Source organism: Caballeronia pedi, assembly GCF_001544915.2.
Lineage (GTDB): Bacteria > Pseudomonadota > Gammaproteobacteria > Burkholderiales > Burkholderiaceae > Caballeronia > Caballeronia pedi.
Genome location: NZ_FCOE02000031.1, coordinates 13,654 through 33,573, shown reverse-complemented (window position 1 = coordinate 33,573; position 19,920 = coordinate 13,654). Strand labels below are relative to the sequence as shown.

Genomic DNA, 19,920 nt, shown 5'->3' with positions numbered 1-19,920 from the left:
ACGCCCGATCCGAACTTCGTCGCTCCGGAAATCGAAATCGAGTCGCTCGATATGGAAGCGCGCGGCGTCGGCCGGCTGGTCAACGAGGACGGCGAACCGGGCAAGGTGATCTTCGTCGAAGGCGCGCTGCCGGGCGAACGCGTGAGCTATTCGAGTTTTCGCAAGAAGCCGAGTTTCGAGCAGGCGCAAGTGGTGAACGTGTTGCGCGAGAGCGTGCTGCGCACGAAGCCGAAGTGTCAGTTTTTCGGCACCTGCGGCGGCTGTTCGATGCAGCACCTCGACGTGCGCGCGCAGATCGCGGTGAAGCAGCGCGTGCTCGAGGACAACCTGCAGCATCTGTCGAAGCTGCGCGCGGAAACCATGTTCCGGCCGATTCACGGTCCGTCGTGGGGATACCGCTATCGCGCGCGCCTCACGGTGCGACATGTCGAAAAGAAGGGCGGCGTGCTGGTGGGCTTCCACGAGCGCAAGAGCAGCTATGTCGCTGACATGACGAGCTGCGAAGTGCTGCCGCCGCATGTTTCCGCGATGCTCGTGCCGCTGCGTCATCTGGTGGCCGGGCTTTCGATCCGCGATCGCATGCCGCAGATCGAACTCGCGCTCGGCACCGAGGTCACCGCGCTCGTGCTGCGCATTCTGGAGCCGCTGACAGAAGCCGACGAAGCGTTGATCCGCACCTTCGCCGACGAGCACGGCGTGCAGTTCTGGCTCCAGCCGAAGGGCCCGGATACGGTCTATCCGTTCTATCCGCTCGATCAGGAGCTGGCTTACACGCTGCCGGAATTCGATATCCGCATGCCGTTCAAGCCGACCGATTTCACGCAGGTGAATCACCAGATCAATCGCGTGCTGGTGAGCCGGGCGCTCAGCCTGCTCGCGCCGGAAAAGTCCGACCGCGTTCTCGATCTGTTCTGCGGCATCGGCAACTTCACGCTGCCGCTCGCGCGGGTGTCGCGCGAAGTGGTGGGCATCGAGGGCAGCGAGGCGCTGACCGCGCGTGCGCTGGAGAACGCGAAGGCCAATGGCGTCGACGGGCATACGTCGTTCGCATGCCGCAACCTGTTCGAAGTCACCGCCGACGACCTTCGTGCGCTCGGCGCGTTCGACAAGTTTCTGGTCGATCCGCCGCGCGAAGGCGCGCTCGCGGTGGCGAAGGCGCTCGCGGACATCGCGCAGAGCGGCGACGGTCCGTTGCCGGAGCGCATCGTCTACGTGTCGTGCAATCCGGCGACGCTTGCACGCGACGCGGGCCTGCTGGTGCATGAAGCCGGCTATCGGATGAAGGGCGCGGGCGTGGTGAACATGTTTCCGCACACGTCGCACGTCGAGTCGATCGCATTGTTCGAGCGTGACTGACCGGCGCGCTTCGTACGAAGACCGCAGGCACAAAAAAACCGGCCCGAAGGCCGGTTTTTCGTTTCTGGAAACGAACCGCCGATCAGTTGCGGTTGCCGCCAAAAATGCCCAGCAGCGCCAGCAGGTTCGTGAACACGTTGTACAGATCGAGGTAGATCGCGAGCGTCGCGCTGATGTAGTTCGTTTCACCGCCGTTCACCACGCGCTGCACGTCGAACAACATGTACGCCGAGAAGATCACGATGGCGAGCACGGAGATCGTCATCATCAGCGCGGGCAGTTGCAGGAAGATGTTCGCGAACGCCGCCAGCAGAATGACGATCACGCCCATGAACAGGAACTTGCCCAGGCCCGAAAAATCGCGCTTGCTGACGGTGGCGATGGTCGCCATCGCGGCGAAAATCACGCCCGTGCCGCCGAAGGCCATCATGATGAGCTGCGGACCGTTCGAGAAGCCGAGGATGAAGCTCAGCAGACGCGACAGCATCAGGCCCATGAAGAACGTGAAGCCGAGCAGGACCACGACCCCCATGCCGCTGTCCTTGGTCTTCTCGATCGCGAACATGAAGCCGAACGCGATGGCGAGAAACGCGATGAAGCTCATCGCCGGGCTGGTGGCGGCGAACAGCGAGAAGCCCGTCGCGACGCCGACCCACGCGCCGAGCACCGTCGGCACCATCGAGAGCGCGAGCAGCCAGTAGGTGTTGCGCAGCACGCGGTTGCGCACCTCCACCGAGGTGACGCTGCCATTCCGGCCAAAGCCGTAGGGTGATTCGTTCATGGTTTCTCCTTGCTCCAATTGTCTGTGGTTTGGTCTTCCCGCTACGCCCGTCACACGCGAATGATAGGTTGCCGGACTTAAACCAGTATTAGGACCGTTCTGGTGCATCCGCGGCATGGTGCGCCAGGTTGCAACGCAGCGTACGGCTCCAATATGACCCCGGCGCGCGCCGAATTCAATAGTTCGAAAGCTTGATCCGGGCGTTCCAGCGTTTAAGTCCTCGCTGTGTTTGATCCTTACGGTACCGTAAGGTTTCAATCGCAATGATACCTTGCTTCGTGCTACAATTGTCGATTCGTTTTAATCCGTAAACCGTTCATTATTTGGAGTTTTTCATGGCGATCGAGCGCACCCTGTCGATTATCAAGCCGGACGCAGTGGCAAAAAACGTTATCGGCCAGATCTACAGCCGTTTCGAGAACGCAGGTCTCAAGATCATTGCGTCGCGCATGGTTCATCTGTCGCGCGGCGACGCGGAAAAGTTCTACGCCGTGCACGCTGCACGCCCGTTCTTCAAGGATCTCGTGGAATTCATGATTTCCGGCCCGGTCGTGATTCAGGTGCTGGAAGGTGAGAACGCGATCGCCAAACACCGCGACCTGATGGGCGCGACCGATCCGAAGAAGGCGGACAAGGGCACGATCCGCGCCGACTTCGCAGACAGCATCGACGCCAACGCCGTGCACGGTTCGGACGCTCCGGAAACCGCAAAGCAGGAAGTTTCTTTCTTCTTCCCGGAAGTCAACGTCTACTCGCGTTAATTTCCGCGTTGTACAGCGCGACGGTCCGCATGATCGTCGCGCGCATCGCGCCTCGACGCAAGAAAAAGCGGTACGAACAGAAGCAGGAAATGGCGCGAACGGTCCCGGAAGACAGCTTCCGGGCTTCGCAAATCTGAAATGGCAGAATTCGACATGACGAGCAGCACCACCGTCAATCTTCTCGATCTCGACGCCGCCGGGCTCACCGCATATTGCGCCAGCCTGGGCGAAAAGCCGTTTCGCGCCAAGCAATTGCAGCGCTGGATCCATCAATACGGTGCCGACGACTTCGACGGCATGACGGACCTCGCGAAATCGCTGCGCGAAAAACTCAAGGGGCGCGCCAACATGGCGATGCCCGACATCATTCAGGACCACGTTTCCACCGACGGCACGCGCAAGTGGCTGATCGACGTCGGCAACGGCAACGCGGTCGAAACCGTGTTCATCCCCGAAGAAACGCGCGGCACGCTGTGCGTGTCGTCGCAGGCGGGGTGCGCGGTGAACTGCCGGTTCTGTTCCACCGGCAAGCAGGGCTTTTCCCGCAACCTGACCACGGGCGAGATCATCGGTCAGTTGCGCATGGCGGAGTTCGCGCTGCGCCGGTCGCTCGGGCGTGAAGTCGGCGGCCCCGGCAAGGGCGAGCGCGTAGTCACGAACGTCGTGATGATGGGCATGGGCGAGCCGATGCTCAATTACGACGCCGTCGTGCCGGCCATGCGCCTGATGCTCGACGACAACGCCTACGGCCTGTCGCGCCGGCGCGTGACGCTGTCCACCTCCGGCGTCGTGCCGATGATGGACCGTCTGGCGGCGGACTTGCCGGTCGCGCTCGCGGTGTCGCTGCATGCGCCGAACGATCCGCTGCGCGACATGCTGGTGCCGCTCAACAAGAAGTATCCGTTGCGCGAACTGATGGCCGCGTGCCAGCGCTACCTGAAGGTTGCGCCGCGCGACTTCATCACGTTCGAATATTGCATGCTCGACGGCGTGAACGACACCGAAGCGCACGCGCGCGAACTGCTCGCCGTCACGCGCGACGTGCCGTGCAAGTTCAACCTCATCCCGTTCAATCCGTTCCCGGAATCGGGCCTGACGCGTTCGAAGAACGAGCAGATCAAGCGTTTCGCGCAGGTTCTGATGGACGCGGGCGTCGTGACTACGGTGCGCAAGACGCGCGGCGACGACATCGACGCTGCCTGTGGCCAGCTCGCGGGCGCGGTGCAGGATCGCACGCGTCTCGCCGAGCGCATGAGCCGGACGGGCGGCAAGACAATCGAGGTGCGCGCGGTCTGACGTCTGAAAGGCGTGGCAAAACGCCAGCACGCGGCACGAAAAGCCGAACATTTTGTTATAAAGCGGTCTGCAATGGCGCCGGGGTTGTATCGTTCACGTGGTTTTTTCGAACCGAACGTAGCAATAGCGCTATATAGAAGAATCGATGCGAGGAATTTGGCATGAGTGAGCCGCAGCACCCGACGCCTTTCGGCGGTCAAACCGGCAACCGGCCCGGCAGTCAGCACGACGGTCAGACCGGTGCGGAAGGGGCGGCGTCCAATCCGAGTCAGGCGGGGCCCCTGGACTCGATACAGGCGGTCGGCGCGCGTCTCGCGCAGCTCCGTCAGGCGAAGGCATGGTCGATCGACGATGTTTCGGCGCGCCTCAAGGTGTCGCCGTCGAAGCTGCTCGCGCTCGAATCCGGCGATATCAGTCATCTGCCCGATCGCACGTTTGCCGCGGGCATCGTGCGCAGTTACGCGAAAATTCTCGGCGCCGATCCGGCACCCTTTACGCAGGCGTTCCGGCGCGATGGCGGCGACATCGAGCAGAATCTGAAAGTGCCGGCATCGGCGGGCGCGGGTCTGCCGCGCGGACGCGTGTCGGTGCCGCTCGGCAAGTCGTCGGGTCGCCGGCGTTCGTGGATGTGGGGCGTGCTCGCGATCATCGTCGTGCTGGCGGCGCTCGTGATGTGGCACACCGGCGGCGATTCGAGCAACTGGCTCGCGCGCCTGAAGGCGAGCACGGGCGTTGGCCTTTCGTCAATGCCGACATCGACGTCGAACGAGCCGGTCGCCACGTCGTCCGCTCCGACGCCCGACGAGGCCGCCGCGGCGAACACGGGCGAAGCGTCGCTGCCCGAAGTAGCGGCCGCGCCCGGCGAGCAGCCGATGCCGCGTCCACTCGGCACGAACGCGCTGCCGGCTTCGTCTTCGACGCTGTCCGCGGTGCAGGGCGCGAACGCACCGGCGCCCGCGTCGGCGACGAAGGCGACGCCGGCCGTGGCTGGCGCCGCGGCGTCCGCTCCGGCGGTCGCAGGCAGCGGCTCTGGCGCAGTCGAATTGAAAGTGAAGGAAGATAGCTGGTTCAGCGTGCGCGGCAAGGATGGCAAGGAGCTGTTTTCCGGCCTCGTGCGCGCCGGCAATACGCAGCGCGTGGAAGGCGAGGCGCCGTTCAAGGTGACCGTCGGCAACGTGAAGGGTGTCGAATCCCTGTCGGTCGACGACGAACCGGTCGACGCCAAGCGCTATTCATCCGCACGCGGAAACGTCGCGCGCCTCTCGCTGCCTTGAGCGCGCGAGGTCGTCTGAGCAAAACGCGCGACCGATCAGTCAGGGGCGTCACGGTGCAGGCCGTGACGCCCGTTTGAGATTAAACACACGCAACTCGCTGCCTGAACGGCGCGACGGTTGCCAAAGGGTTTTTCGATGCAATCCGAAGCTCAATCTCTGATTAGCAGCAAGATTTGTTCGACCGAACCGGTCTTCGGCGGGTCATTGGCGCGTCGCGCATCGCATGCGGTCGATGTGCGCTGGGGCGGCCAGCTCGTCACGATCGGCGGCGACGCGCCGGTGCGCGTGCAGTCGATGACCAACACCGACACCGCCGACGCGATCGGCACGGCGATCCAGATCAAGGAACTCGCGCAGGCCGGCTCCGAACTCGTGCGCATCACCGTGAACACGCCGGAAGCGGCCGCCGCCGTGCCGCATGTACGCGAGCAGCTCGATCGCATGGGCGTCACGGTGCCGCTCGTCGGCGACTTTCATTACAACGGCCATCTGCTGCTGCGCGACTATCCCGCGTGCGCCGAGACGCTCTCGAAGTACCGCATCAATCCGGGCAACGTCGGGCAGGGCGCGAAGCGCGATACGCAGTTCGCGCAGATGATCGAAGCCGCGATCAAATATGACAAGCCGGTGCGAATCGGCGTGAACTGGGGCAGTCTCGATCAGGACCTGCTCGCGCGCATGATGGACGAAAATGCCGCGCGCTCGACGCCGTGGGAGCTGCAAAGCGTGATGTACGAGGCGCTGATCCAGTCGGCGATCGGCTCGGCGGAGCGTGCGGTCGAACTGGGCCTCGGGCGCGACAAGATCATCCTGTCGTGCAAGGTCAGCGGCGTGCAGGATCTCATCGCCGTGTACCGCGAACTCGCGAAGCGTTGCAGCTTCGCGCTGCACCTCGGATTGACCGAAGCGGGCATGGGTTCGAAGGGTATCGTCGCCTCGACGGCGGCGCTGTCGGTGCTGCTGCAGGAAGGCATCGGCGACACGATCCGCATCTCGCTCACGCCCGAGCCGGGCGGCGCGCGCACGGGCGAAGTGATCGTCGGCCAGGAAATCCTCCAGACGATGGGCCTGCGTTCGTTTACGCCGATGGTCATCGCGTGCCCTGGCTGCGGCCGCACCACCAGTACGCTGTTCCAGGAACTCGCCTCGCAAATCCAGTCGTACCTGCGCAACTCGATGCCCACGTGGCGTGACCGTTTCCCCGGAGTCGAGAAGATGCATGTCGCGGTGATGGGCTGCATCGTCAACGGGCCGGGCGAATCGAAGCACGCGAACATCGGCATCAGTTTGCCGGGTTCGGGCGAGAATCCGGCGGCGCCCGTGTTCATCGACGGCGTCAAGGTGAAGACGCTGCGCGGCGAGCGCATCGCCGAGGAATTCCAGCAAATCGTCAGCGACTATGTCGAGCGCACCTACGGGCAGGAAGCAGGCAAGCGTGAAGAAACGTCTACCGCAACCCTTTGAAGACAGATGACTGAACAGAAGAAACGGCTCGAAAAACTGAGCGGCGTAAAGGGCATGAACGACATCCTCCCGCAGGATGCCGCGTTGTGGGATTTCTTCGAAACCACCGTCAAGTCGATGCTGCGCGCGTACGGATATCAGAACATCCGCACGCCTATCGTCGAGCATACGCAGTTGTTCACGCGCGGAATCGGCGAAGTGACCGATATCGTCGAGAAAGAGATGTACAGCTTCACGGATTCTCTGAACGGCGAGCATCTGACGATGCGCCCGGAGAATACCGCGGCGGTGGTGCGCGCGACCATCGAGCACAACCTGCTGTACGACGGCCCGAAGCGCCTGTGGTACGTCGGCCCGATGTTCCGTCACGAGCGTCCGCAGCGCGGGCGTTACCGGCAGTTTCATCAGGTCGGCGTGGAAGCGCTCGGCTTCACGGGCCCGGATACCGACGCCGAAATCATCATGATGTGCCAGCGTCTCTGGGACGATCTCGGGCTCACCGGCATTCGCCTCGAACTGAATTCGCTCGGGCAGGCCGAGGAGCGCGCGGCGCATCGCAAGGAACTGATCGCGTATCTGGAGAAGCACGTCGATTCGCTCGATGAAGAAGCGAAGCGCCGTCTCTATACGAACCCGCTGCGCGTGCTCGACACGAAGAATCCGGCCATGCAGGAGATCGCGCAGAACGCGCCGAAGCTCGTCGATTTTCTGGGCGATGCGTCGCGCAAGCACTTCGACGGCGTGCAGCGCCTGCTCAAGGCGAACAATATTCCGTTCACCATCAATCCGCGTCTCGTGCGCGGTCTCGACTACTACAACCTCACCGTGTTCGAGTGGGTCACCGAAAAGCTCGGCGCGCAAGGCACGGTCGCGGGCGGCGGTCGCTATGATCCGCTGATCGAGCAGCTCGGCGGCAAGCCGACGGCCGCGTGCGGCTGGGCGATGGGCGTCGAGCGCATCCTCGAATTGCTGAAGGAAGAGCAGCTCGTGCCCGAAGCGGAAGGCACGGATGTCTACGTGGTGCATCAGGGCGAACAGGCGGCGGAGCAGGCGTTCATCGTCGCCGAGCGTCTGCGCGATACCGGTCTCGACGTCATCCTGCATTGCAGCCCGGACGGTGCGATCTCGAGCTTCAAGTCGCAGATGAAGAAGGCCGACGCGAGCGGCGCGGCCTTCGCGGTCGTGCTCGGCGAGGACGAACTCGCGCAAGGCATGATCGGCGTCAAACCGCTGCGCCGTTCGGGCAACGAAATGTCCGACGGGCAAAAGAACGAGCAGGTGAACGTTCCGGCGGAAGACTTGACCGAATACCTAATCAATGCGATGGTTGCAACCGCCGATGACGAGGGTGCCTGAAATTCAGGCGCCTGACCGCGCGCATCGGCGGGTTCGGAACGAATCCGCTTCGCGCGCGCCGCTCGTTGAGGAATTTGAAACGCAGGAAGGAATAGCTGGACGATGAGCTATCACGACGAACAAGAATCACTTGAAAGCGTAAAGGCCTGGTGGGCCAAATGGGGCAATGCCACGACCTGGATCGTGCTCGTGGCGCTCATCATTGCGGCCGGCTACAACGGCTGGAATTACTGGCAGCGCCGGCAGGCAGCCGAGGCATCGGTGCTGTACGACCACTTGCAGCAGGCGGTGAACGGCAACGACCAGGCGCTCGTCACCCGCGTGGCGACGGACATGGAAGACAAGTTCGGCGGCACGGGTTACGCGCAGATGTCGGCGCTCGCGGCCGCCAAATCGTTTTACATGGCGGGCAACGCGGCGGGTGCGAAGACTCAGTTGCAATGGGCCATCGACCACGCGAAGGACGACGAGTACAAGCAGATCGCGAAGCTGCGTCTCGCGCTCGTTCTGCTCGACGAGAAGAACTACGACGCGGGCCTGAAACTGCTCGCGGATCAACCGCTCGATGCGTTCAAGGGCGTGATCGCGGATCGCCGCGGCGACCTGCTCGCCGCGCAGGGCAAACGCGACGATGCGCGCGCGGCTTACCAGGTCGCGCTCGCCGCGCTGCCCGAGAACGACACGTCCGCGCGTCAGTTGATCCAGTTCAAGCTCGACGCGCTCGGCGGCTGATCCGCAGCGTTTTCGTATCGATCCAATCTTGCTCAATTGAGCCGCCGCCCCAAAGCGTCGCCACGAGGCGACGCGGCGGAGAGCGCCGATCAACCCAATTCACCCATTCATGTTGCGTCCACCGATGACTTTTTTGAAACGCTACGCTGTGCCGCTCACTTGCGCGATGACCGTCTTGTTGGCCGCTTGCTCGTCGACCAAGGATGAGCGCCGCGTGCCGGTGCCGCTCGCGAACTTCAAGCCGGTGTTGAACGTCAACCAGGCGTGGAAGGCGAGCGTCGGCAAGGCAGGCCGCTATCTGTTCTCGCCGGTCGCCGTGGGCGATTACGTCTTCGCCGCGGGCACGAACGGCACCGTCGCCAAGATCGATTCGAAGACCGGTCAGGACGTCTGGCGCACCAAGCTCAAGGACGATCTCTCCGCAGGCGTCGGCAGCGACGGCAATCTGACGGCCGTGGGCGGCCTGAAGGGCCAGGTCGATGTGCTCGGCTCCGACGGCAAGCTGCTGTGGACCGCCACGGCGCCGGGCGAGATCGTCTCGCCGCCGCTCGTCGGCAACGATCTCGTGATCGTGCGCACGATCGACGGCAAGGTCATCGCGTACAGCGCGCAGACCGGCGAACAGAAGTGGGTGTTCCAGTTGCGCGCCGTGCCGCTGAACCTGCGTGTCGCGGCGGGCATGACCTTCGCCGGCAATCAGGCCGTGCTCGCGGGCTTCCCCGGCGGCACGTTCGCGGCGATCAACCTGCAGACGGGCGATGCCTACTGGCAGGCGCCGGTGTCGTATCCGAAGGGCGTGACCGAAGTCGAGCGCATCAACGACGTGACCGGCGCGCCGGGCCTCGTCGGCGCGCAGACCTGCGCGGTGACGTTCCAGGGCCGCATCGGCTGCTTCGATGCGAACTCGGGCCGTCCGGTGTGGGAGAAGAACTTCTCGAGCGACAGCGGCCTCGCGCAGGACGAGCAGATCGTCGCGGCCGGCGACGACTGGTCGGTCGTCAACGCGTTCCGCGCGTCGGACGGCTCGCAGATCTGGAAAACGGATACGCTGAAGAACCGCAGCGTCAGCGTGCCGTATATCCTCGGCCGTGCTGTCGTGGTGGGCGATTATCAGGGCTTCCTGCACTTCCTCAATGTGGAAAACGGCGAGCTGGTCGGCCGCGCGCCGACCGACGGCAGTGCGATCACCGCCGCGCCGGTGCTGGCGGGCAACACGCTCGTCGTGCAGACGCATGACGGTGATCTCTACGGCTTCCGGCCTGGCAACTGATCCGAAGCACGGCCGCGTGCGCGTTTGACGCGCGCTCGCGGTCGTCAGCAGCAAGCGCGCCGCGATTCCCGGCGGCGCGGCAGGCTCGCCACGACGAGCCGCACGAGAAAGAAGCGGTGCGCCGCGCGCGCATCGCGATAAAACCCGCATGCAAGAGCAGGGTCGCAAGAATGAAGCGCGTCGCGCGTAAGCGTCGCGCAAGATGAGCCTCCCGAGAGGCAAACCGGCGAATGATCGCCGTCAAGTCTGGTCGGCCGACGCGCCTCGCGTGCGGCAAGCCGAATCCATGCTAATTTTCGACAAGCGCAGCCATTGCGCGGCGTAGCGGAACGCAACGAGATGTTTCTACCGCCCGTTCCGCGTTCGCCTTGCGTTCAACCTTGAACAAAATCAGATGAAACCCGTGATTGCCCTCGTCGGGCGCCCCAATGTGGGGAAATCGACCCTTTTCAACCGGCTCACGCGCTCGCGCGACGCGCTCGTCGCGGACTTGCCCGGCCTCACCCGTGACCGCCATTACGGCGAAGGCCGTCTGGGCGGCGAGCGGCCGTATCTCGTGGTGGACACGGGCGGCTTCGAGCCGGTGGCGAAGGACGGCATCCTGCACGAGATGGCGCGCCAGACGCGCCAGGCGGTCGAAGAGGCCGACGTCGTCGTGTTCATCGTCGACGGGCGCAACGGCCTCGCGCCGCAGGACAAGGCGATCGCCGACTATCTGCGCAAGACCGGCCGGCCGCTCTTTCTGGTCGTGAACAAGGCGGAGGGCATGAAGTACACGGCGGTCGCGTCGGACTTCTATGAGCTCGGCCTGGGCGACCCGCGCGCGATCTCGGCCGCGCATGGCGATGGCGTCCTCGAGATGATCAACGACGCGCTCGATCTCGCGTACAAGGATCAGCCGGAAGAATCGGAGGAAGAGAAGGCGCAGCACGGCGTCAAGATCGCGATCGTCGGGCGTCCGAACGTCGGCAAGTCGACGCTCGTGAACACGCTGATCGGCGAGGAGCGCGTGATCGCGTTCGATATGCCCGGCACTACGCGCGATTCGATCTATGTTGATTTCGAGCGGCAAGGCCGCAAATACACGTTGATCGACACGGCCGGCCTGCGCCGTCGCGGCAAGGTGTTCGAAGCGATCGAAAAGTTCTCGGTCGTGAAGACGCTGCAGTCGATTTCGGACGCCAACGTCGTGATCCTGCTGCTCGATGCGCAGCAGGATATTTCGGAACAGGACGCGCACATCGCGGGCTTCGTGGTCGAACAGGGGCGCGCGCTGGTGGTGGGCGTGAACAAGTGGGACGGGCTGGATTCGCATGTGCGTGAGCGCACGAAGGCGGACCTCACGCGCAAGCTCAAGTTTTTGGACTTTGCTAAATTCCACTACGTTTCCGCGCTGGAAAAGACGGGCATCGGCGCGCTGATGAAATCGGTCGACGACGCCTACGCCGCCGCGATGGCCAAACTGCCGACGCCGAAGCTCACGCGCGCGCTGATCGACGCGGTGGAATTCCAGCAACCGCGCCGCCGCGGCCCGGTGCGGCCGAAGCTGCGTTACGCGCACCAGGGCGGCCAGAATCCGCCGATCATCGTCGTGCACGGCAACGCGCTCGACGCGATCACGGATACCTACAAGCGTTATCTGGAAGGGCGCTTTCGCGAAACTTTTGGGCTCGCCGGCACTCCACTTCGCATAGAGTTCCGGTCGAGCCGGAATCCTTACGCGGACAAGGAGTGAGAACCGCGTGAAGCCTTGCGTTACGGCGTTCGCTGGCCATTCGGCCGACGGGGGCCGGAAACGTAAAACAGCGAAAATCGGCTATAGTGTAGCGATTGTCGGCGGATCTCTTTTTCTTCGTCCACAATACTTCCAACCTGCAAAAAAACACGGAGTTTGCTATGAGCAACAAAGGGCAATTGTTACAAGACCCGTTTTTGAACGCACTGCGTAAAGAGCACGTGCCGGTGTCGATCTATTTGGTCAACGGCATCAAGCTTCAAGGGAACATCGAATCGTTCGACCAGTACGTCGTGTTGCTCCGAAATACGGTCACCCAGATGGTCTACAAGCACGCCATTTCCACGGTCGTGCCCGCCCGTCCGGTGAATTTCCACCCGGACGCTGAAACGTCCTAAACATCGTTGCGGCCGGCGCTAATTTGCCACTTCTAAAGCGAACATTAAGCAACTCGCCGGTCGCTTCAAAAAACCTGAACACATCAATTTGATCAACGCAGCGCTCGTCGGCATCGACTTCGGCAAGATCGATTTCGAAGCCAGTCTGGAAGAACTCAGCCTGCTCGCACAAAGTGCGGGCGCCCATCCCGCCGTCACGCTCACCGGCCGCCGTTCGAGCCCCGATGCCAAAATGTTCATCGGCAGCGGCAAGGTCGAGGAACTGCGCCTGCAGTGCGAAGCAAACGACGTCGAACTCGTCATCTTCAATCACGCGCTCGCGCCCGCGCAGCAACGCAATCTCGAGGTTGCGCTGAATCGCCGCGTGGTCGATCGCACCAGTCTCATTCTCGATATCTTCGCGCAGCGCGCCCGCAGCCACGAAGGCAAGCTGCAGGTGGAACTCGCGCAGTTGCAATATCTGTCGACGCGCCTGATTCGCGCATGGACTCACCTGGAACGGCAGAAGGGCGGTATCGGCCTGCGCGGACCCGGCGAAACGCAGCTCGAAACCGACCGCCGTCTGATCGGCGAGCGCATCAAGGCGCTCAAGTCGCGGCTCGAAAAGCTGCGCCGCCAGCACGGTACGCAGCGGCGTCAGCGGGTGCGCAACCGGACGATGTCGGTGTCGCTCGTCGGCTATACGAACGCGGGCAAATCGACGCTCTTCAACGCGCTCACGAAGGCGCAGGCGTACGCCGCCGACCAGCTCTTCGCCACGCTCGATACGACGTCGCGCCGCGTGTTCCTCGGCGAGGAAGCGGGGCATGTGGTCGTGTCGGACACGGTCGGGTTCATCCGCGAATTGCCGCACCAGCTCGTCGCGGCTTTCCGCGCGACGCTGGAGGAAACCATTCACGCGGACGTGCTGCTGCATGTCGTCGATGCATCGAGCGCGGTGCGCCTCGATCAGATCGATCAGGTGAACGAGGTGTTGCGCGGCATCGGCGCGGACAATATCCGCCAGATTCTCGTCTTCAACAAGATCGATGCGGTGCCCGAACTCGCGGCCCGCGACGAGGCGGTTGAAAGGGACGAGTATGGTAATATTTCGCGCGTTTTCTTGAGTGCACGCACGGGTCAGGGGCTCGATGCGCTGCGCGCTGCCATCGCCGAAATCGCCACGGCGGAATCCGACGAACCCGACGCGGGACTGCCCAGCGTGCTCGCCGAATTTCCGGAGTCGCACGAGGCGTCCGAAGCAACGCAATCCACGCAGTCCGGGTCAAACGCCATACACGACACCAACGCGCAGCCGGACGACCATCGGCCGCCCGTTGAGCGTGACGATCGAAAGGTTCCCGAGCACGGACATTGAGCTGCTTCGGAATCGCATCGCCCCGGCATCGACCCGGCCGACCGGCTGTCTAATGGTGAATCACCGAGTGAACGACTACAAAGAGCGGACTAACCGGCAAGCTGAGCATGCCGTCTTTTCGATCGACGATCCGCGCTGGGGTCGGGGCGAAGGCAATGGCGTGAAGAACGACACGAAGCGTCCGCAAGACGGCAAGCGCCCGAACGGCAAGGACGAAGGTCCGCCCGATCTCGACGAGATGTGGCGCGAGTTCAATCGCCGCCTCGCAGGCGTGTTCGGACGCAAGCCCGGCAACGGCAACGGCGGCGCGCCGCGCGACAACGGGCGCGGCACGAAGATCGGCGTCGGCATCGTGATCGGCGTGCTGATCGCCATCTATCTCGGCAGCGGCGTGTTCGTCGTTCAGGACGGCCATGTCGGCGTGGTTTCGCAGTTCGGCAAGTATCGTCAGACGGTCGCGCAAGGCATCCACTGGCGTCTGCCGTATCCGTTCCAGTCGAACGACATCGTCGATACCTCGCAGATCCGTTCGGTCGAAGTGGGGCGCGGCACCGCGCTGTCGCAAGGTAACGTGCGCGACGCATCGCTGCTGACGAACGACGCCGATATCGTCGACGTGCGCTTCGCCGTGCAGTATCAGATCAAGTCGCCCACCGATTTCCTGTTCCGCAGCGTCAACGCGGACGACAGCGTCACGCAGGCCGCGCAGGCGGCGATTCGCGAGATCGCGGGCGGACTCAAGACGGACGACATGCTCTACAAGGATCGCGAGGCGCTGCGCGCGCGCCTGATCGAAGCGATCCAGCGTTCGCTCGACACGTACCGCACCGGTTTGCAGGTCACGGGCGTCGCGGTGCAGAGCGTGCAGGTGCCGCAACAGGTGCAGTCCGCGTTCGAGGAAGCGGCGCGCGTGCGCCAGGACAACGAACGCGCGCGCGACACGGCGCAAGCCTACGCGGATCAGTTGCTGCCGCGCGCAAAGGCGGACGCGGGCAAGCTGATCGACGAGGCGAGGGCGTACAGCAATCGCGAGGTCACGCAGGCGCAGGGCGACGCGGAACGCTTCAAGGAGGTGTACGCGGAGTATTCGAAGGCGCCCGCGGTCATTCGTCAACGCATGTACCTGGACACGATGCAGCAGATCTACTCGCGCACTACAAAGGTGTTCGTCGACAGCAAGGCCGGCAATAACGTGGTCTATCTGCCGCTCGACAAGCTCATCGAAGCCAATCGTCAGCAGGTGAAGGAATCCACGGAAGGCACGAGCGGCGTGGCCGCATCGGGTGCTCCGGCCACGGCCGAAGCTCCGCAGGCGCGTGCGCAGGGTCCTGCGAGCGCATCCGCGCCGGCTGCGACTGCGCCTGCCAGCGCGGCGAGTGCCGCCAGTGGAGCGAGCGCGAGTGCCGGCGGCGATCCGCTGCGCTCGCGCGACGCGTTCCGCTCCCGCAGCCGGTCGGAAGACCTGCAATAAGGAGCGCGAACATGAATCGAATCATTGCGCTCGTCGTCGCCGTCGTCATCGTGCTGTTCATCGGTTCGTCGATGATCTTCACCGTCGACGAAAGACATGCCGCCATCGTCGCCGCACATGGCGAAGGCAATCCGCGACAGGAAGGCCCCGGCCTGCACTTCAAGCTGCCGCCGCCGTTCCAGACGCTTACGCTCATCGACACGCGCACGCTCACCATCGACGAATCCGGCGCCGATCGCTTCTCGACCGCGGACAAGAACGAAGTGCTGGTGAACACGGTGATCAAATACCGCGTCGCCGATCCTCTGAAGCTCTTCGAAAGCAACGAGAAGAACACGCAGACGGCCGAGGAGCGCATCGTCGCGCTCACTCGCGCGTCGCTCGCGAGCGGCTTCGCGAAGCGTTCGCTGACCGACGCGCTCGGCAACCAGCAGACGCTCGCCAGCGAAGCGCAGAAGAGCGTCGAGGCCGCGGCCGCGGCGTTCGGCGTGCAACTCGTCGATTTGCAGATGACGCGCATCGACTTTCCGTCGGCGGTGGCGGATTCTGTCTACAAGCGCATGATCGCGGCGCGCCAGCAGGCGGCGGCGAACGAGCGCGCGAAGGGCACGGCGGAAGCGGACAAGATCAAGGCCGACGCCGAACGCACGCAACAGGCGATTCTCGCGGACGCCTACAGCCAGGCGCAGTCGATCAAGGGCGAAGGCGACAGCAAGGCGGCAGCCATCGCGGCCGATGCGTACGGACGCGATCCGCAGTTCTACCAGTTCTATCAGAGCCTCGAAGCGTACAAGAAGACGTTCAAGCCGGGCGACGTGATCGTCGTCGATCCGAGCAGCGATTTCTTCCGTTTCATGAAGAGCCCGACGGGCGGCGCGCCGGATACGTCGGCCCCCGCCACGGCGAAGCGCTGATCATCGCCCGCGCCGCGCGCTGGACTATGTCCGTCGCGCGGCGCTTCAATTTCCCCGGACATGGCCGAGACGTTACTGCTCGCTCTTGCGTTGATGCTGATTATCGAAGGCATGTTTCCCTTCGTTTTTCCGACCGCGTGGCGCGATACCTTTCGCCGCATCGCGGAGCGGCCGCTGCACCATATCCGCATCGGCGGGCTGATCGCGATGGTGCTCGGCCTGATTCTGCTGCTGATCGCGACGTGAGCCGGCGACACCGGCAGCACGCCGCCATTTCGCCTATCTTGTCCTTATCCTTTCGTCCCTGACCGTTGAAGTCCGCGAGCGCCGCGTGAAATGCGCCGAGCCTCGCGTCCCGTAGGAAACGTATCGATGTCCACCTGGTTACTGCCCGAGAATATCGCCGACGTCTTGCCGTCGGAAGCCCGCAAGATCGAAGAGCTGCGCCGCCGTCTGCTCGACCGTTTTCGTTCGTACGGCTACGAGCTCGTGATGCCGCCGATGCTCGAGTATCTCGAATCGTTGCTGACGAGCGGCGGAAGCGATCTCAATCTGCGCACCTTCAAGCTCGTCGATCAACTGTCCGGGCGCACGCTCGGCCTGCGCGCGGATATCACGCCGCAGGTATCGCGCATCGATGCGCATCTGCTGAACCGGCAGGGCGTGACGCGCCTGTGCTACGCGGGCGTCGTGCTGCACACGCGTCCGCGCGGACTGCATGCGACGCGCGAGCAGATTCAGATCGGCGCAGAAATCTACGGCCATGCAGGCCTCGAAGCGGATCTCGAGATTCAGCAACTGATGCTCGACTCGCTGCATCTCGCGGGTCTGAAGAAAGTGCGTCTCGATCTGTGTCATGCGGGCGTGCTGGCCGCGCTGCTGGAACTGGAGCCCGCGGCGGCATCGCTGGGCGAAGCGCTGTACGACGCGCTCGCGAGCAAGGACGTGCCGCGTCTGAACGAACTCACCGCGCATCTCGGGCAGGTGCCGCGCGAGGCGCTGCGCGCGCTGCCGTCGCTGTATGGCGATGCGTCGGTGCTGCAGATCGCGCGCGGGCGTCTGCCGAATCTGCCGGTCATCGCGCGCGCGCTCGACGATCTCGCGTTCCTCGCCGGCCGGGTCGAAGGCGCGGAGCTGATGATCGATCTCGCGGACCTGCGCGGGTACGCGTATCACAGCGGCGTCATGTTTTCCGCTTACGTCGATGGCGTGCCGAACGCGGTCGCGCGCGGCGGCCGTTACGACGACGTCGGTCTTGCGTACGGACGTGCGCGGCCCGCGACGGGCTTTTCGCTCGATCTGCGCGAAGTGGCGCGCATTTCACCGGTCGATGCGCGCGGCAGCGCGATCCTCGCGCCGTGGAAGCACGACGAGCCGCTGCTCGCGGCGATTCTGGCGCTGCGCGACGCCGGCGAAGTGGTGATTCAGGCGCTGCCCGGCCACGATCACGATCTGGACGAGTTTGCGTTCGACCGCGTGCTCGTCGAGCGCGACGGCACGTGGACGGTCGAGGCGCGCGCCTGAGCGCGACGAATACAATCGCTTGATCGGCAAGGACTTTTTCTTAGTCCATGCCAATCACACGAGCGTGACGAATTCGCGAAGCACGGCCCGAAAAACTCGGAACCTTTCGCGAACATAGGTAAAATACGTTTTTAACCAGCTAACGAATCAACATGTCTGCCAGTGCAGTGAATGTGAACCCCGGGCGCAATGTCGTCGTGGTGGGCACCCAGTGGGGTGATGAGGGCAAGGGCAAGATCGTCGACTGGCTGACGGACCACGCCCAGGGCGTCGTGCGCTTCCAGGGCGGTCACAATGCCGGCCATACGCTCATCATCGGCGGCAAGAAAACCATTCTGCGCCTCATTCCTTCGGGCATCATGCGCGCGGGCACGGCCTGTTACATCGGCAATGGCGTCGTGTTGTCGCCGGAAGCGCTCTTCAAGGAAATCGACGAACTGGAAGCCGCGGGCGTCGACGTCTGCAAGCGCCTCTTCATTTCCGAAGCCGCCACGCTCGTTCTTCCGTATCACGTCGCCATCGACCAGGCGCGCGAAGCCAAGCGCGGCGCGGGCAAGATCGGCACGACCGGCCGCGGCATCGGCCCGGCGTACGAAGACAAGGTGGCTCGTCGCGGTCTGCGCGTGCAGGATCTCTTCGACCGTACGGTGTTCGAAGAACGCCTGCGCGAAACGCTCGAATTCCATAACTTCGTGCTGACCCAGTATCTCGGCGCGAAGGCCGTCGACTTTCAGGAAACGCTCGAAACGATGCTCGGTTACGCCGACCGTCTCGCGCCGATGGTCACGGACGTCTCCCGTCGCCTCTACGACGAAAACCACGCCGGCCGCAACCTGCTGTTCGAAGGCGCGCAAGGCACGCTGCTCGATATCGACCACGGCACGTATCCGTACGTCACGTCGAGCAATTGCGTCGCGGGCGCGGCCACTGCAGGCGCGGGCATCGGGCCGCAGCGTCTGAACTACATTCTCGGCATCACCAAGGCGTATTGCACGCGCGTCGGTTCGGGCCCGTTCCCGAGCGAGCTGTACGACGCCGACAACGCCGAGCGTCAGGATCAGATCGGACTGAATCTCGCGACCGTCGGCAAGGAATTCGGCTCGGTCACCGGCCGTCCGCGCCGCACCGGCTGGCTCGACGCCGCCGCGCTGCGCCGCTCGATCCAGATCAACGGCATCTCGGGCCTCTGCATGACCAAGCTCGACGTGCTCGACGGCCTCGACGAAGTGAAGCTGTGCACGGGCTACACGCTCGACGGCAAGCTGGTCGACATCCTGCCGCGCGGCGCTTCGGAAGTGGCGCGTTGCGAGCCGGTGTACGAAACCTTCGGCGGCTGGAAGGAAAGCACCATCGGCATCACGCAATGGGACAGCCTGCCGGAAAACGCGCGCAAGTATCTGTCGCGCGTGCAGGAAGTGGCCGGCGTGCCGATCGACATGGTGTCGACCGGTCCGGACCGTGACGAAACCATCCTGCTGCGCCATCCGTTCAAGGTCTGAGCGCCCAAGAGCCTCAACCTGATTCGGACGCTGTAAAGAATGTGGCCGCCTCCCTGCGGCCACATTTCGTATATAACCTAAGCATTTGAAAGAGCCTCACCATGATCGCGATGACGGACCCGCGCAACGACGACAAGAACCTCTGGGTCGGCTGGGATGAATACCACCGGCTGATCGAACTCCTCGCGCTGAAGGTGCACGAGTCGGGCTGGAAGTTCGACAAGATCCTGTGTCTCGCGCGCGGCGGGCTGCGCGTGGGCGATCAGCTTTCGCGCATTTACGATCTGCCGCTCGCCATTTTGGCCACGAGTTCGTATCGCGAAGCCGCGGGCACGGAGCAGGGCGATCTCGACATCGCGCAGTACATCACGATGACGCGCGGCGATTTGTCCGGCAACGTGTTGCTGGTCGACGATCTGGTCGATTCGGGCGTGACGCTCGCGCGCGTGCAGGAGCATCTGAAGGAGCGTTATCCGGCGATCACGGCGGTGCGCTCGGCGGTGCTCTGGTACAAGGCGTGCTCCAAGGTCAAGCCCGACTATCACGTTCAGCATCTTGAAACGAATCCGTGGATTCATCAGCCGTTCGAGGAATGGGACACGGTGCGCCCGCACAACCTCGGCGCGTGGATCAAGCGAGGCACGCAAAACGGACGCGGATGATTCGCCGCGCCTGATCGTCACGCAGGACCGACGCCGTTCGCCTGGCACGCAGCCGGGCGCAACGGCGTTT

18 protein-coding genes are annotated in these 19,920 nt (G+C 63.7%); 17 read left to right on the top strand and 1 reads right to left on the bottom strand.

All coding sequences use genetic code 11. The annotated features are described in order from the left end of the window. The first annotated feature begins 30 nt into the window (after positions 1-30). The gene (gene rlmD / locus AWB80_RS31600) at positions 31-1,356 is read left to right on the top strand and encodes a 23S rRNA (uracil(1939)-C(5))-methyltransferase RlmD (protein WP_279628679.1); all 1,326 of its coding nucleotides are present in this window, start codon (positions 31-33) and stop codon (positions 1,354-1,356) included. A gap of 82 nt (positions 1,357-1,438) precedes the next feature. Here rlmD and AWB80_RS31595 read toward each other — a convergent pair whose 3' ends face one another. Next, complete coding sequence (locus tag AWB80_RS31595; RefSeq protein WP_061178613.1) at positions 1,439-2,137, bottom strand: Bax inhibitor-1/YccA family protein; 699 nt, start codon at positions 2,135-2,137, stop codon at positions 1,439-1,441. 335 nt (positions 2,138-2,472) lie between these two features. On the opposite strand from AWB80_RS31595, the gene ndk reads away from it, so the two are divergent. From ndk to AWB80_RS31515, 16 genes are all read left to right on the top strand, one after another. Further along, the gene (gene ndk / locus AWB80_RS31590) at positions 2,473-2,898 is read left to right on the top strand and encodes a nucleoside-diphosphate kinase (RefSeq protein WP_061178612.1); all 426 of its coding nucleotides are present in this window, start codon (positions 2,473-2,475) and stop codon (positions 2,896-2,898) included. Positions 2,899-3,051: 153 nt separating this feature from the next. After that, positions 3,052-4,194 carry a dual-specificity RNA methyltransferase RlmN gene (gene rlmN / locus AWB80_RS31585; protein WP_061178666.1) on the top strand — a complete coding sequence of 381 codons (1,143 nt, stop codon included), beginning with the start codon at positions 3,052-3,054 and terminating at the stop codon, positions 4,192-4,194. A 161-nt stretch (positions 4,195-4,355) separates the two neighbouring features. Then, positions 4,356-5,468, top strand: a complete 1,113-nt coding sequence (locus AWB80_RS31580) for a helix-turn-helix domain-containing protein (protein ID WP_061178611.1) — start codon at positions 4,356-4,358, stop codon at positions 5,466-5,468. Between the two features lie 135 nt (positions 5,469-5,603). Then, entirely contained in the window at positions 5,604-6,932 is a 1,329-nt protein-coding gene (ispG, locus tag AWB80_RS31575) for a flavodoxin-dependent (E)-4-hydroxy-3-methylbut-2-enyl-diphosphate synthase (protein ID WP_061178610.1), read from the top strand. 6 nt (positions 6,933-6,938) lie between these two features. Next, positions 6,939-8,288 carry a histidine--tRNA ligase gene (gene hisS, locus AWB80_RS31570; RefSeq protein WP_061178609.1) on the top strand — a complete coding sequence of 450 codons (1,350 nt, stop codon included), beginning with the start codon at positions 6,939-6,941 and terminating at the stop codon, positions 8,286-8,288. A gap of 102 nt (positions 8,289-8,390) precedes the next feature. Continuing rightward, complete coding sequence (locus AWB80_RS31565; protein ID WP_061178608.1) at positions 8,391-9,020, top strand: tetratricopeptide repeat protein; 630 nt, start codon at positions 8,391-8,393, stop codon at positions 9,018-9,020. Positions 9,021-9,144: 124 nt separating this feature from the next. After that, positions 9,145-10,290 carry an outer membrane protein assembly factor BamB gene (bamB, locus tag AWB80_RS31560; RefSeq protein ID WP_061178607.1) on the top strand — a complete coding sequence of 382 codons (1,146 nt, stop codon included), beginning with the start codon at positions 9,145-9,147 and terminating at the stop codon, positions 10,288-10,290. Positions 10,291-10,684: 394 nt separating this feature from the next. Continuing rightward, positions 10,685-12,025, top strand: coding sequence for a ribosome biogenesis GTPase Der (gene der / locus AWB80_RS31555; RefSeq protein ID WP_061178606.1), 1,341 nt, complete (start codon positions 10,685-10,687; stop codon positions 12,023-12,025). A 161-nt stretch (positions 12,026-12,186) separates the two neighbouring features. After that, positions 12,187-12,423 carry an RNA chaperone Hfq gene (gene hfq, locus AWB80_RS31550; RefSeq protein WP_035930711.1) on the top strand — a complete coding sequence of 79 codons (237 nt, stop codon included), beginning with the start codon at positions 12,187-12,189 and terminating at the stop codon, positions 12,421-12,423. Between the two features lie 88 nt (positions 12,424-12,511). Further along, positions 12,512-13,780 carry a GTPase HflX gene (gene hflX / locus AWB80_RS31545; protein ID WP_061178605.1) on the top strand — a complete coding sequence of 423 codons (1,269 nt, stop codon included), beginning with the start codon at positions 12,512-12,514 and terminating at the stop codon, positions 13,778-13,780. Between the two features lie 67 nt (positions 13,781-13,847). After that, positions 13,848-15,251, top strand: a complete 1,404-nt coding sequence (gene hflK / locus AWB80_RS31540; RefSeq protein ID WP_061178665.1) for an FtsH protease activity modulator HflK — start codon at positions 13,848-13,850, stop codon at positions 15,249-15,251. Positions 15,252-15,262: 11 nt separating this feature from the next. Beyond that, on the top strand, positions 15,263-16,165 hold the full coding sequence (gene hflC / locus AWB80_RS31535; RefSeq protein WP_061178604.1) for a protease modulator HflC: 903 nt from the start codon (positions 15,263-15,265) through the stop codon (positions 16,163-16,165). Between the two features lie 60 nt (positions 16,166-16,225). After that, the gene (locus AWB80_RS31530) at positions 16,226-16,411 is read left to right on the top strand and encodes a DUF2065 domain-containing protein (RefSeq protein ID WP_061178603.1); all 186 of its coding nucleotides are present in this window, start codon (positions 16,226-16,228) and stop codon (positions 16,409-16,411) included. A 126-nt stretch (positions 16,412-16,537) separates the two neighbouring features. Then, a complete protein-coding gene (locus AWB80_RS31525; RefSeq protein WP_061178602.1) occupies positions 16,538-17,689 on the top strand; it encodes an ATP phosphoribosyltransferase regulatory subunit in 1,152 nt (383 codons plus the stop codon). Positions 17,690-17,841: 152 nt separating this feature from the next. Next, on the top strand, positions 17,842-19,188 hold the full coding sequence (locus tag AWB80_RS31520; RefSeq protein ID WP_061178601.1) for an adenylosuccinate synthase: 1,347 nt from the start codon (positions 17,842-17,844) through the stop codon (positions 19,186-19,188). Between the two features lie 101 nt (positions 19,189-19,289). Continuing rightward, positions 19,290-19,850 carry a phosphoribosyltransferase gene (locus tag AWB80_RS31515; protein WP_008349397.1) on the top strand — a complete coding sequence of 187 codons (561 nt, stop codon included), beginning with the start codon at positions 19,290-19,292 and terminating at the stop codon, positions 19,848-19,850. Positions 19,851-19,920: the final 70 nt, after the last annotated feature.